The 13,897-nt window shown below is 39.6% G+C and carries 8 protein-coding genes; 2 read left to right on the top strand and 6 right to left on the bottom strand.

The window, feature by feature from the left end:
* Positions 1-193: 193 nt before the first annotated feature.
* The 6 genes from OQ289_RS07805 to OQ289_RS07780 form a co-directional block, all read right to left on the bottom strand.
* The gene (locus tag OQ289_RS07805) at positions 194-2,104 is read right to left on the bottom strand and encodes a class II glutamine amidotransferase (protein WP_270090159.1); all 1,911 of its coding nucleotides are present in this window, start codon (positions 2,102-2,104) and stop codon (positions 194-196) included.
* A 187-nt stretch (positions 2,105-2,291) separates the two neighbouring features.
* Positions 2,292-2,609, bottom strand: coding sequence for a thioredoxin (trxA, locus tag OQ289_RS07800; RefSeq protein ID WP_033565914.1), 318 nt, complete (start codon positions 2,607-2,609; stop codon positions 2,292-2,294).
* A gap of 122 nt (positions 2,610-2,731) precedes the next feature.
* Positions 2,732-7,156, bottom strand: coding sequence for a DNA polymerase III subunit alpha (dnaE, locus tag OQ289_RS07795; RefSeq protein WP_270090157.1), 4,425 nt, complete (start codon positions 7,154-7,156; stop codon positions 2,732-2,734).
* A 452-nt stretch (positions 7,157-7,608) separates the two neighbouring features.
* Entirely contained in the window at positions 7,609-8,130 is a 522-nt protein-coding gene (locus OQ289_RS07790) for an OmpA family protein (protein ID WP_270090155.1), read from the bottom strand.
* Between the two features lie 84 nt (positions 8,131-8,214).
* The gene (gene ygiD / locus OQ289_RS07785; protein ID WP_270090154.1) at positions 8,215-9,048 is read right to left on the bottom strand and encodes a 4,5-DOPA dioxygenase extradiol; all 834 of its coding nucleotides are present in this window, start codon (positions 9,046-9,048) and stop codon (positions 8,215-8,217) included.
* A gap of 1 nt (position 9,049) precedes the next feature.
* Positions 9,050-11,224 (bottom strand): glucoamylase family protein, encoded by a 2,175-nt coding sequence (locus OQ289_RS07780; RefSeq protein WP_270090153.1) that lies wholly within the window; start codon positions 11,222-11,224, stop codon positions 9,050-9,052.
* 174 nt (positions 11,225-11,398) lie between these two features.
* Between OQ289_RS07780 and OQ289_RS07775 the strand changes: the two genes are divergently transcribed.
* A complete protein-coding gene (locus OQ289_RS07775; protein WP_270090152.1) occupies positions 11,399-12,352 on the top strand; it encodes an acetyl-CoA carboxylase carboxyltransferase subunit alpha in 954 nt (317 codons plus the stop codon).
* A 159-nt stretch (positions 12,353-12,511) separates the two neighbouring features.
* On the top strand, positions 12,512-13,861 hold the full coding sequence (locus OQ289_RS07770) for a BamA/TamA family outer membrane protein (RefSeq protein ID WP_270090150.1): 1,350 nt from the start codon (positions 12,512-12,514) through the stop codon (positions 13,859-13,861).
* Positions 13,862-13,897: the final 36 nt, after the last annotated feature.

The raw sequence follows: 13,897 nt of genomic DNA, 5'->3' as shown, positions 1-13,897 counted from the left end.
AGTTTGATAGTGGATACAATTCAGAGATACTGGCTGTGTGACACAAATAACGTGCATTTCAAACATAATCAAGTGTAATTCTCCTCAAATACACGGAGTAAAATATACCAACAAAATCAATGGTGACTTTAATCCCAATAAAAAGGGAGCTTCATTATTAATGAGCTCCCTTTTTATTTACCACATCATAGTATTAACTACTAAAATAGGCTCTTACATTTTTACCTTCTACCCAGTTCATAAATGCCTTATTGACAACTTTATTTCCCCCAGGAGTTGGGTAGTCACCAGAGAAATACCAATCCCCTTTATGATCAGGAATCGCCTGATGTAAATTATCCAATGTCTGGAAAATCACCTTCACTTCGGCTTTTAAATGATGGGGACGGATGATTTTAGCGATTTCTGTTGATATCTCATCATCCGTGAATGGTGTATAAATAGCCTTCACATAATTTTCAACTTCATCTTTCGGTTTGGTCAATGACGCTAAACACTTCTGATAGACTTCGTCAATGATATGTGCCATTCCTTTTTGCTTCAAGAGGTTGATGGCGGCCTCGAAAGCGACGAACTCACCCATACGAGACATATCGATACCATAACAATCTGGATATCTAATTTGTGGCGCTGAGGAAACAATAACTATCTTCTTAGGATGCAACCGATCCAATATAGTCAAGATACTTTGCTTTAATGTCGTACCTCTCACAATGGAATCGTCAATAGCAACAATTGTATCTTGATGATCACGCACGATTCCATAGGTGGTATCATATACGTGTTGAACCATGTCGGTACGATCGGCATCTTGTGTAATGAAAGTACGAAGCTTAGCGTCTTTTACATTCAACTTCTCAAATCGAGGAGCCATACTTAATACCTCTTCCAATTCGCTATCTGATATTTTATCAGCACGATTCAAAAGCGCTTGCTTCTGCAAATCACGAACATATGTATTCACCCCCTCTACCATGCCGTAGTATGACACTTCGGCTGTATTTGGAATGAAAGAGAAAACCGTATTCTTGATATCCGAGTCTATCGCATCTAATACTTGAGGTAATAAAAGACGTCCTAATTCCTTACGTTCTTTGTAAATATCAGCATCAGATCCTCTTGAAAAATAAATTCGTTCAAATGAACAAGATTTCTTTTCAACTGGCTGCCTGAACATTTCTTCGGTGACAGTGCCATCCTTCTTGGCAATAAGTGCATGCCCAGGTTTAATCTCCTTAACGCTTCCAATAGGAATATTGAATGCCGTCTGAATAACTGGACGTTCAGAAGCCACAACGAGGATTTCCTCATCCTGGTAGTAGAATGCCGGTCTAATACCCGCAGGATCGCGCATCACAAAAGCATCACCATGCCCAAAAATACCGGCAATAGTGTAACCCCCATCCCATGTTTTTGCTGAACGGGTTAATATCTTGGCAACATCCAAATTTTTAGCAATCAACGAACTTATTTCTATATTAGAATAGTCCTCCTGTTTAAATTTATCAAACAACTCCTGATTCTCGTCATCCAAGAAGTGACCGATTTTTTCCAATACCGTAACGGTATCTGCTTTCTCTTTGGGATGTTGCCCAAGCTCATAAAGCTGCTGGAGCAATTCGTCGACATTGGTCATGTTGAAATTGCCAGCTACGACAAGATTACGGGTCATCCAATTATTTTGCCTAAGAAAAGGATGGCAGCTTTCTATACTGTTCTTCCCATGAGTGCCATATCTTAGATGCCCTAGCAATACCTCGCCAGTGAAGCTGACGTGCTCCTTCAGCCAAGTTGTATCTTTAGATTCATTAGGATATGCTTTTTGCACTGCAGCAAATTTCTTCTGTACATATTCAAAAATATCCGCAACAGCAGATGCCCCCATCGCCCTATATCGACTGATGTAGCGACTACCAGGCTGAGTATCAAACTTAATGGTCGCAATACCGGCACCGTCTTGGCCACGATTGTGTTGTTTTTCCATTAATAGGTACAGCTTGTTAATGCCATAATATGGCGTGCCGTACTTTTCCTGATAATAAGAGAGGGGTTTTAGCAATCGAATAAGTGCGATTCCGCACTCGTGTTTTATAGCGTCACTCATAGCTTTATTTGATGTCGCAAAGGTAAAGAATATTTAAGAAAAAAAATCAATAAAAAGTCTTGTCACGGTTTTTCGAATGTCATTTCTCCCAAAGTGCTTTTATGATATAGAGGTAGATCTCATTTTCCTATCATAGCGTAACAATTGTAAAAACAAAAGGGGGTAGTTAAACTACCCCCTTTTGTTTTTACAATTGTTTGTTCAATTTCTCGGTCAATACTGACTTAGGGACAGCTCCTACTTGTTTATCAACGATCTCACCATTCTTGAAAAACAAAAGTGCGGGAATGTTACGGATACCAAAACGAACAGATATTTCAGGATTGCTATCTACATCTACCTTACCTACTACTGCTTTACCTTCGTATTCTTTAGCAATTTCTTCGACAACTGGACCTACCATACGACAAGGACCACACCACTCTGCCCAAAAATCTACCAACACAGGTTTGTCTGACTTTAATACCAATTCTTCAAAATTGCTGTCTGTAATTTCTAATGCCATAATTATTTTTTTTTAAACAGTGACCAAGCCACTATAGTTATACTCTATTTTTTATGCTTACAAATATAAGCATCATCAACAAATTTCCTGTCATTCGGCTGTTAAATAATAACTATACATCATCAATTCAATCTATAATTGACCCCTTCAAATTGCTCTATTCCATCAAGAAACTCGTTGGTAAGATTAATTTTAATGGATTTTGCAGGCATTTCAATATTGAAGCCATCTTGGATATCGACAATTTTGAATTTCAATTGACAATTAGCCTCTTGACCTTCGGTCTTTGTCGCTGAAACGAGTTCCTTCATACTGTGTACGAACTCATCGTTCAGTACCTGCAGAGGAACTTGTACGGTAAAGCTTTTGGCGAGTTTGTCTCTCAAATCCGAGAGCAACTGTATGCTCTTCAGCTCAAAGCCCCAATTCCCGACCTGCCTAAATCGCTCTTGAACCAAGCCTCGTATCTGCACGAAATAGCCTTCTTGAAGGTATCCTTTAAATTTGACATAATCTTCTCCAAAAACCATCATTTCAAATGAATCGGAGTAATCTTCAATGATCAACGACCCAAAGGGTTTACCATTCTTAGAAACACGATGATTCGCAACAGCAATTATTCCACCAATAATAACTTCCTTATTCTTAATCCGATTGAATTCCAGCAATACTTCTTCTTCGACTTCAGAAGCCTTCACTTTATTTATTAATTGGAGTTCTCTTACAATATTCTGGCAGAAGTGTTTAATTTCAAATTTATAATTATCTAAAGGGTGACTGGTCAAATAGATCCCAATAACATCCTTTTCATACTTCAACTTTTCAATCAAGCCCCATTGCGAACAGGGGGCCAGAACTGGCTCTGGCAGTTCGGCACTACTTTCTCCACCAAAGAGACTGGCCTGAGCAGAACTCTCATTTTCCTTAAAGCGTTGGCCAAATTTTATAGCTTTCTCTAGTCCTGTTGAATTGTCCGTATCCGAATTAAAGTATTGTGCCCGATGGGTTTCCTTAAAACTATCAAACCCACCCGCATAGGCCAAACTTTCAAAAGCTTTTTTATTAGCAGCTCTCAAATCTATTCTTTTGGCCATATCAAACACAGATTTATACGGACTTCCTTCACGGGTCTGTACAATAGTGTCTACGGCTCCTGCACCGACACCTTTTACAGCGCCCATTCCAAAACGAATTGCTCCACGATCATTTACCGTAAATTTGTAATGCGACTCGTTGACATCAGGCCCCAACACTTCCAATCCCATTCTACGGCATTCCTCCATAAAAAAGGTAACCTGCTTGATATCATTCATATTGTTGGACAGTACAGCAGCCATATACTCTGCTGGAAAATGTGCCTTTAAATAGGCTGTTTGATAGGCAACCCAAGCATAGCAAGTGGAGTGTGACTTATTAAAGGCATAACTCGCAAATGCTTCCCAATCGGTCCAGATCTTTTCTAGTGTTTTGGCATGATGCCCTTTTTCGACTGCTTGGGAGACAAATTTTGGTTTCATCTTATCCAATACAGCTTTCTGCTTCTTTCCCATCGCTTTACGTAGTACGTCGGCATCACCTTTAGAAAAGCCGGCCAGCTTTTGGGATAGGAGCATTACTTGTTCCTGATAAACCGTGATTCCATAGGTCTCTTTTAGATATTCCTCGCAAGCATCCAAATCGTAAATAATAGGCTCTACACCATGCTTACGCTTAATAAAGCTAGGAATATACTCCATTGGACCCGGTCGGTATAACGCATTCATTGCAATCAAATCAGCAAATACAGTAGGTTTCAGATCCTTCATATGCTTTTGCATACCAGGAGATTCATATTGGAACACTCCCACAGTCTCTCCCCTTTGGAAAAGCTCATAAGTCAATTGATCATCAATTGGAAAATTATCCGGATCTAAGTCAATACCATGTCTTAGCTTAACGTTGACGACTGTATCTTTAATCAACGTCAATGTCTTTAACCCCAAAAAGTCCATTTTGAGAAGTCCCGCACTCTCCACCACGGAGTTATCGAACTGAGTGACATATAGGTCTGAATCTTTAGCCAAGGATACAGGTACAAAGTTGGTGATGTCATCCGGGGTAATGATGACGCCACAAGCATGTATCCCCGTATTACGCATTGATCCCTCTAAGACCCTAGCCTGCTTGATAGTCTCAGCCTCAAGACCTGCACCTTCTGATATGGATATGAGTTTATTGACAGCTTCCAATTCTTCTGCGCGTAGTGCTTCTTTCAATGCCTTCTCCCCCATGTTGAAAATCTTACTTAATTTCAGATTCGGAATAAGTTTAGCAATCTCATTCGCTTCGGATAAAGGCAAATCAAGCACACGCGCTGTATCCTTAATAGATGATTTGGCAGCCATTGTACCATAGGTAATAATCTGCGCAACTTGCGATGAGCCATATTTATCAATTACGTATTGCATGACTCTCCCCCTTCCCTCATCATCAAAGTCAATATCAATATCGGGCATGGATACACGATCCGGATTTAGAAATCGCTCAAAAAGCAAATCATATTGAATCGGATCGATATTGGTGATCCCTAAGCAATACGCAACAGCGGAACCTGCTGCCGACCCCCGTCCTGGCCCTACAGAAACCCCCATTTCACGAGCTGCAGAAATAAAATCCTGGACAATTAGAAAATAACCTGGATATCCAGTCTTTTCAATCGTCGCTAATTCAAAATCTAATCGTTCCCGGATGTCATCGGTAATTTCAGCATATCGCTTAGTAGCTCCAACATAAGTTAAGTGAGCCAAAAACTTATTTTCCCCTCGCTTTCCTCCGTCGTCGTTATCTTCAGCAACCTGAAATTGCTCAGGTATTTCGAACTTAGGAAGCAAGACGTCACGATTTAATTTATATATTTCAATCTTGTCTATGACTTCTTGTATATTGACAATGGCTTCTGGAAGATCGGCAAAAACCTTTTTCATTTCCTCAGTGGATTTAAAATAGTATTCTTGATTTGGAAGTCCAAATCTAAAACCTCTTCCACGTCCCTTAGGGGTCGACAATTTCTCTCCGTCCTTTACACACAGCAAAATATCGTGGGCATGAGCATCGGCTTTATTGACATAATAGGTATTATTAGTCCCCACCACTTTAACTTGATGCTTACGGGCTAGTGAAAGCAACGTTTCATTGACACGACTTTCGTCTTCCTGTCCATGACGCATGACTTCTATATAGAAATCACCTTTAAATTGTTCCTTCCACCATACTAAAGCTTCTTCAGCTTGATTTTCACCAATATTCAAGACTTTACTAGGGACCTCACCTTGCAAATTACCAGACAAAACAATAAGATCTTCTTTATACTGCTCGACTACCTTCTTATCAATCCTTGGAACGTAGTAAAAACCTTTAGTATATGCTATGGATGCCATTTTTGCAAGGTTGTGGTAACCGCTTTTATTCTTGGCAAGAAATACAACTTGATAACCGTTGTCTTTCCGAGTTTTATCGAGATGGTCTTCACAAACATAAAATTCGCAGCCGACAATAGGTGTGATAATTTTCCCGGTTGGAATCTCCCCATTAGCAATCAATTCTTGATTTTTCGCTTCAACCTCTTTATTGTGTCCGATGACACGACTTACGAAATGGAAAGCCCCCATCATATTACCATGATCCGTCAATGCAACAGCTGGCATGTTATTCTTGATTGCCGCATCAACTAGACCTCCGATTGATATTGTTGATTGCAATACCGAGAACTGGGAGTGATTATGTAAGTGCACAAAGGTTGCAGCTTTCATCGCCGCAACGGCCTCCGCATCGACAAATACCTTTTCCCTACTCTCCTCACTTAATCTTGATCGAATCTCATCCGAAGCCTGCTTTAAATTAATATGCTTCAGTCCTACTGTCTGTATAGGCTCTGGATTGTGTTTCCTGAACTCAACAAAATATCCGGTGTCCTGCTGAAGTTCTTCCAAAGTGAAGACCTCTTGACGGACCAATTCCAAGAAACAACGGGTCGTTGCTTCCACATCGGCAGTCGCATTATGCGCCTCTGCAAATGGCACTCCAAAAAGGAAGGTATGTAACTCTGTCAGATTGGGTAGTTTAAATCGTCCACCGCGTCCACCCGGAATTTTCAATAAATTAGCCGTCACCTCCGTACAAGTATCCAACACAGGCATACTAGCCATGGGCGACTCCACCTGATAACGATACAATTCACACCCCATGATGTTGATATCAAAGCCTATATTTTGACCAACAACAAATTTCGCTTTGGCTAGAGCTTCATTGAATTTGATTAAGGCTTCTTGAATGGGAATACCTTCTTCTTCGGCTAATGCTGTTGATACCCCATGAATTTTCTCGGCATCATAGGGTATGTTAAACCCATCTGGTTTTATCAAAAAATCGGCATGCTCTATGAGATTACCCATCTCATCATGCAGTTGCCAAGCAATCTGTATACATCTAGGCCAATTGTCTGTATCTGTAATTGGCGCATCCCACCGCTTTGGTAGACCTGTGGTCTCCGTATCAAATATTATATACATATCTACTTCCTTTACTAACCGATATCTTCTTAACTACTACCCCTTGAAGATACAAAATTACTAAAGATTTTGAGTCCTTTTAGATATAAAACAGGTATATCTTTTATCATATTAGCCTACAACAAATTATAAAAATTATAGCCTATGGACTTACTTTTCCTCAACATTGGGGCACAAGAAATGATTCTAATAATGATTCTCACTTCGCTGACTTTCATTCCCACGATTTTGATCATCGTATCCATTCTAGATATACTTAAACGACAATTCAAGAACAATAGCGATAAAGTGTTAATGGTGGTACTCATATTCTTTTTTACCCATTATCGGTTCTTGCCTACAACTCTTTTCGCTACGACACAACCATCCCTTAATTGACAATAATAGCGCCATAAAATAAATAAGGGCAGTACCTATACTGCCCTTATTTACTTTAGATATAAAATGCCAATCTACTTTCCGTTTAAGATAACGACCTCTACTCTTCTATTCTTTTGACGACCTTCTGGAGTTTTGTTATCTGAAACAGGTTTAGTTTGTCCAAGTCCCTTTATCGCAATCCTACCATCAGAAATACCTGAATCAACTAAAAATTTCTTCACAGATGCTGCACGTTTTTCCGACAGCCAAAGGTTATACCCCGCTTCACCAGTAGCGTCGGTATGACCATCTACGCGAATTTTTGCTTTTGCATCCTCTTTTAATAGTTTGGCAACTTTACTCAATTCAACTTTAGATTTTTCTGTCAAATAAGATGAATTGGTTGGAAACAAAAAATCTGAAGAAAGGGAAAACTTAATACCTTCATCAGTACGGGAAGCGTCGTTAAATTCTTCTTTGACATTTTTCAACCCGTCATCGGTTCCATCTTTACTGAGTACCGCGCCAGGATTTACAGTCAGGGCTTGTTGTTTACAAGAAAAAAGCGTTAATGCTGAAAGTAGGGTTAATGCTAATATGTTAATCCGCTTCATGAAAAAATGATAACTTATGAAATTTTGTGATTTTAATCTGTTAAAGATAATAAAAATCTTTAAAACCAGTTGTCTGGCATTGATTTATTGCGATATTTTAAAGGACGTCATGTTTAAAGACCCACCCACAAGCTTATCATTAAAAAACGTGACATCTTCTTTATCTCCCTGTAGTCCCAAGGTATATAGCATCGGCAAATAATGTTCTGGGGTTGGTATCGCTAAAATTGCTGCTGCTCCCAACTGATCATATTGAACAAGTGTCTTATGCTCTCTCTTTTGGATTAAACTCTTGAAGGTATCATTCATATCATAGGCCCAATCATATCCACCTCCATCTATCATTTTCCAGGATATCATTCGCAGATTATGTACCATATTACCGCTTCCTATAATAAGTACGCCTTTTCTCCTCAATCCCTGCAACTCTTTACCTAAATCATAATGCCATAAAGGGTGTTGACGATAGTCAATACTCAACTGGAGTACTGGAATCTTAGCATCAGGATACATATGTCGCACTACTGTCCAAGTGCCGTGATCCAATCCCCAGTCGTGATCCAATTCTACATGCGTCTGTGTAATTAAAGCCTTGGTTTCCTCGGCCAATACAGGACTGCCGGGTGCTGGATACTCTATCGCAAACAATTCTTTGGGAAAACCATAAAAGTCATGAATGGTCTGAGGGCTTTCCATAGCTGTAATCTTTGTACTATCGGTATACCAATGGGCCGACACCACCAATACTGCTTGGGGCTCTGGAATCTCCTTCGCCAATTGTGCCCAATTTCTAGAAAACTCGTTGTCCTCGATTCCATTCATTGGCGACCCGTGACCGACAAAGAGAGCGGGCATGAGTTTACTCTGGGATTTGAGGCTACTCGACAATTCTTGTAATTCTTTCCATCCAGTTAACATATTAATCCTTTTTTAATAAAGACTCTTGTGTTCTCTTAATCTCTGGAATTTCGCTGTAAAGCTTCCAAATCAAACCAGACCTTCCATTCTCCATCATAATAGCTACAGCGGCCTGATTAATTGCTACATACTCATCAGAAACATCATTATCTTTTAAATCTAACCAAGCTCTAAATCCATATTCCGTCAAAAGAACATCTCCATATTTTTCATAGAGTACTTTCATCGCTTTCAATCCTACCTCCTTATCGACAAAGACAGCGGATGTACCTACTGCGGGATTGATGCGTGTACCATTTGTTTCATTACGAGAATGATAATATCCCCAAATATCTGATTGGGCCGTCCCCACTCCCATCTCATTATCCTTTCTCTTGGCAATATAGATAAGATTGCGTACTTGTTGTTCATAGTCTATAAATTGATCTTTACGACCATGCGGGGCTATGGTAAAAAACATACGATACACATCCACAAGAGGCACCCCAAGTTCTGGAATTTTGGTATCCAAACCAAATTTGGTTGTATCACTTATCATAGACCGCGACCAGATTATAGCCGATGTATCTTTTAAGGTATTCTCATCCGAAATAGAGTCTGTTGATAGGGAATCTGTGACTACAAATTGTGAAAAATAAGTAGGCAATTGCCCCCCGTGAAGATGGATGTTTGCATAGCCACTATTGTAGGCTTGCGACGAAAGCGGGAAGGTCGGCGAAGACAGTCCTAACAAATATGCGTTCATACTGCTATTAAATCCACCTAAAAGATATGACCGTTGAGTACTATCTACTGAAGACCAACTATCCCACAAGACCACCCCATCACTATTGAAAGAAAAAGCTTTCCAATTCACTCGTTCCCAAATTTTGGTAATTTTCTCGCGTAATACAACTTCCTCGGGCACATCTTCTTTAAAGAAATACTGCCTAGCAACCAATAGGGCTTCAATAATACTCGCTGTAGATGTGAGGTTGTACTTTGGTTTCTGGTTTCGATATTCCGGCAACCCTGTCCTTCCATCAAATAGCTCAGGAAAAACACCATCCTTTTGTTGTGCCTGTTCCAAAAAATTGACCATTTTATCAATCCTTCCCAGAACAGCCTGTCTGCTAATTTGCTTTCTCTCTGCGCCGATTAACAGTGTTAATATTGCATACCCCGACTCCTTAACTGAGACAATAGCCTTGTCCTTTCTACGATAAGGAAGATACATCCCGCTATTGAAATCAAAATTTTCCACAAAATAGTTCACGTGTGCCGCTTGCACCACATCCATCAACTCCTCGTCAGACATTTTTTTCGTCTTCACTTCTTTCACTTCTGAAAAGGGTGATTCTATATAATTATAGTCCACCCAAGCGATTTTATAATAGTAGGTCTTGTCTACTTCAGGCACACGATCAAGACAACCCTGCATGTGTATTGGTCTCACTGCTACGGGCTCAAAGTTCTCTTTATCCGTAGAGCGGTATATTTTGATATAACGGATGCTAGGTGTTAAAGGTAATTGCCAGTTTAGTAGGACCTGCCTATCATAGGCCATAGCCTTAGATAGAATCGCCGGAGAGGACAGTTTAACATCAGGGTGCCGCTCAGGGAGAAATTCAATTTGATCGATAAACAACTGATGATTTTGATTGCTGCCACCCTCATTTCTAAAGCTGACGGCACTTATGGTTCCTTCTGTAATATTTTTGATATCCTTAACAGGAATCTCCACATTAATCCAACTATTAGTTGTAAAGTCGTCAATATAAGAATCCATCTTTATAGGTAAGGACTCTTTATAGCCTTGTTTGACAATCAATTTTGGGAGATTGTCCAGAGTGGTGGCCTGACTCTGAACGTATATCTTTAAAGTTAAGACATCCTTATTGGATATTTGATAAAAGAACTTCTGTCTACTATAAAATATATCCGCTTCCCAGGATCCATCAATGGCATCAAAGTATTTTAAGGACAATGCATTTCCCGGAGTAAAAAACAGCGTATCGGATACAGGAAGGTGCTTTTTAACATTTTCAACCCAGCTATTTCCTTTGTAAGTAACCATACTTTTGGCATAGCTGCCACCTATTAAGCTATTATCAAATATCACTTCAGGATAAGTATCAGCTTTGACTGCAGTGACTATAAAAAAGAAGCAACAGGCAAATAGGCTCCAATATTTCATGATATTGTTATAAAAAGTGAACTAATAATTTCCAACTTATCTAGCAAGTTGTCCAAAACCATTGCAAAAATAACAAATGCAATTGACATCATCGGTCAAATGAATGTCTAGTAAAATTTTAAATTACCTAAAAATAGCCTTACCTTAGCCCTCTAATTTTTTTCATAAGAACATATGGAAACGACTTTCGATTTTGAAAAACCCATTGCAGATTTGCAAACGCAGATAGAAAAAGTAAACCAGGTAGCTGAAAAAACCAAGGTAGATATGAATGCTACTATCCAAGATTTGACAGCGAAGTTGGAAGAGACCAAACTTGAGGTTTACAATAATATGACCGGGTGGCAAAAAGTACAGATGTCCAGACACCCAGAGCGTCCGCAAACCTTCGATTATATTGACATGATTTGTGACGAATTCATTGAACTTCATGGCGATAGAAATGTAAAGGACGACAAAGCAATCATAGGTGGTTTTGCCTCCATTGGCGGACAATCAGTTATGGTTATCGGTCATCAAAAAGGTAAGAACACCAAGGAGCGGCAATTCCGTAATTTCGGAATGGCTAATCCTGAAGGATACCGCAAAGCATTACGCTTGATGAAAATGGCGGAAAAATTCAACAAACCCGTCATCACTCTTATTGACACTATGGGTGCGTACCCTGGTCTGGAAGCTGAAGAAAGAGGTCAGGGAGAAGCAATCGCCCGCAATCTTTTGGAAATGTCCGTCCTCAAAGTACCCATTATCTGTATCGTGATTGGTGAGGGCGCTTCTGGTGGTGCCTTAGGAATTGGTATCGGAGATCGTGTATATATGTTACAAAACACATGGTATTCAGTTATTTCACCAGAATCTTGTTCATCTATTTTGTGGAGAAGTTGGGATCATAAAGAAAGAGCTGCTGAAGCATTAAAACTAACGGCCAACGATATGTTAGGAAATGGACTTATCGACGGTATTATAGAAGAACCTCTTGGAGGGGCACACCAAGACCCAAATACGACTGCAGAAACCGTTAAGAAAAGAATCCTAACAGATTTGACAATCTTAAAAGCAAAAGACTCAGACACTTTGGTCAGTGAGAGGATTGAAAAATTCAGCAAAATGGGATATGTAGAAGAATAATATCGAAAACAGAGACTTTATTAAAAAGCCAGCATGATAACAATCATGCTGGCTTTTCTTTTTATCAAGTCATTAGTACGAATTGAAACTATAGCCCGACTTGTTTGTTAAATCTTTAATCAATTTTTCTATCTTTAACCAGACGAGACCTCTATTATAATGATATTAACAACCCTAGCAAGCAAAACACTTATAAAACGCTACTTTTTACGCTATCTGCTATCTATAATATTGTTATTAGGTGTCGCTCCGCTATCTTTCGCTCAGCACGATACTAGTAGCGTGGTGCATATACGTCCACAGGACACATTGATATCTGAAAATAAAACTGAACCAATACTTGCTTCTACGGATCAATATGATATCAGCGATTTATTCGTAAACATATTCCACCCTCGTCGGGAGGCTGACCGTTCGAAAAAAAGATCTCCCATTACCATTATGCCGAATGTTGCTTACAATCCAACCATTGGCGCTCAAGGGGGCATTAAAGCTGTCGCGGGTAAGGTGTTGGGAAATCAACCGAATACGACGATGTCTGTAGGGGCAACTTCAGCCTCAATTACAACCAAAGGTATTATGGTCGCCTATTTGAGTCATAATATTTTCACACCGGGTAATAAATGGAATTTACAAGGCAGCATGGCAGTTGTACGTATGGTAGCTCCTGATGCTGGTATCGGGATGAATATGCATGCTTGGACAACAGAGGAAGAACGTATCATTGCTAATCCAGAACGAAATCGCTACGGTTCCAAATATAATTCTTATGTCTTCAATGAAAAGATTTATAGACAAGTGGCAGATGGACTTTTTTTAGGCGCTGGCGTTTCATTCGACATGCGTAGAAAAATTGAAGAACCACAATTAGTTAATGGTCCAACCCCACCCTATCTCTATAGCATCAAACATGGATTCGACCCTAAGCGATACAATTCGAATGGACTATTGTTCAATGTGCAATATATGACCAGAGACCATCCTAATAGAGCCTACAAGGGCATCTACACCGATGTTGGGATACGCGTCAACCAGACTTGGATGGGAAGCAGTAAAAATGCTATTCAAATGGTAACTGATTTTAGAAAGTATTTCAGCTTTTCAACTCAGCATCCTGATCATTTACTAGCCTTTTGGTACTGGGGGTCGTATAGGCTTAGTGGCACACTGCCTTATTTTGACCTCCCAGGAACAAGTAAAGACACCAATGTACGTACAGGAAGAGGATATACTATAGGTTATTTCAAAGGGATATCATTTGCTTATTCTGAAGTTGAATATCGATTTCCCATAATGGCAAATAAATTCTTAAGTGGAGTTACATTCTTCAATATGCAATCAGCGAGTGACGAAATTGGGACTAAACTATTCCAACGCTGGCAACCTGGGGGTGGTGCTGGATTACGAGTTCTATTCAACAAAGCCACAAGAACCAATCTGTGCTTGGATTATGCTTTTGGGAAGTATGGTAATAGAGGTTTTTTTCTTGGTCTAAATGAAGCTTTTTAAAGGATAAAACACCAAAGTTTAGTGTTTTTTGTTAAT

This window comes from Sphingobacterium sp. SYP-B4668, assembly GCF_027627455.1.
In the GTDB taxonomy this organism is placed as follows: domain Bacteria; phylum Bacteroidota; class Bacteroidia; order Sphingobacteriales; family Sphingobacteriaceae; genus Sphingobacterium.
The sequence above is the reverse complement of the archived record's forward strand: the minus strand, read 5'-3'. Positions and strand labels throughout refer to the sequence as shown.

Excerpts from the sequence above, each read along its gene's own strand:
- OQ289_RS07805 (WP_270090159.1), bottom strand. The coding sequence starts at position 2,104 with ATGAGTGACGCTATAAAACACGAGTGCGGAATCGCACTTATTCGATTG.
- trxA (WP_033565914.1), bottom strand. The coding sequence starts at position 2,609 with ATGGCATTAGAAATTACAGACAGCAATTTTGAAGAATTGGTATTAAAG.
- dnaE (WP_270090157.1), bottom strand. The coding sequence starts at position 7,156 with ATGTATATAATATTTGATACGGAGACCACAGGTCTACCAAAGCGGTGG.
- OQ289_RS07790 (WP_270090155.1), bottom strand. The coding sequence starts at position 8,130 with ATGAAGCGGATTAACATATTAGCATTAACCCTACTTTCAGCATTAACG.
- ygiD (WP_270090154.1), bottom strand. The coding sequence starts at position 9,048 with ATGTTAACTGGATGGAAAGAATTACAAGAATTGTCGAGTAGCCTCAAA.
- OQ289_RS07780 (WP_270090153.1), bottom strand. The coding sequence starts at position 11,224 with ATGAAATATTGGAGCCTATTTGCCTGTTGCTTCTTTTTTATAGTCACT.
- OQ289_RS07775 (WP_270090152.1), top strand. The coding sequence starts at position 11,399 with ATGGAAACGACTTTCGATTTTGAAAAACCCATTGCAGATTTGCAAACG.
- OQ289_RS07770 (WP_270090150.1), top strand. The coding sequence starts at position 12,512 with ATGATATTAACAACCCTAGCAAGCAAAACACTTATAAAACGCTACTTT.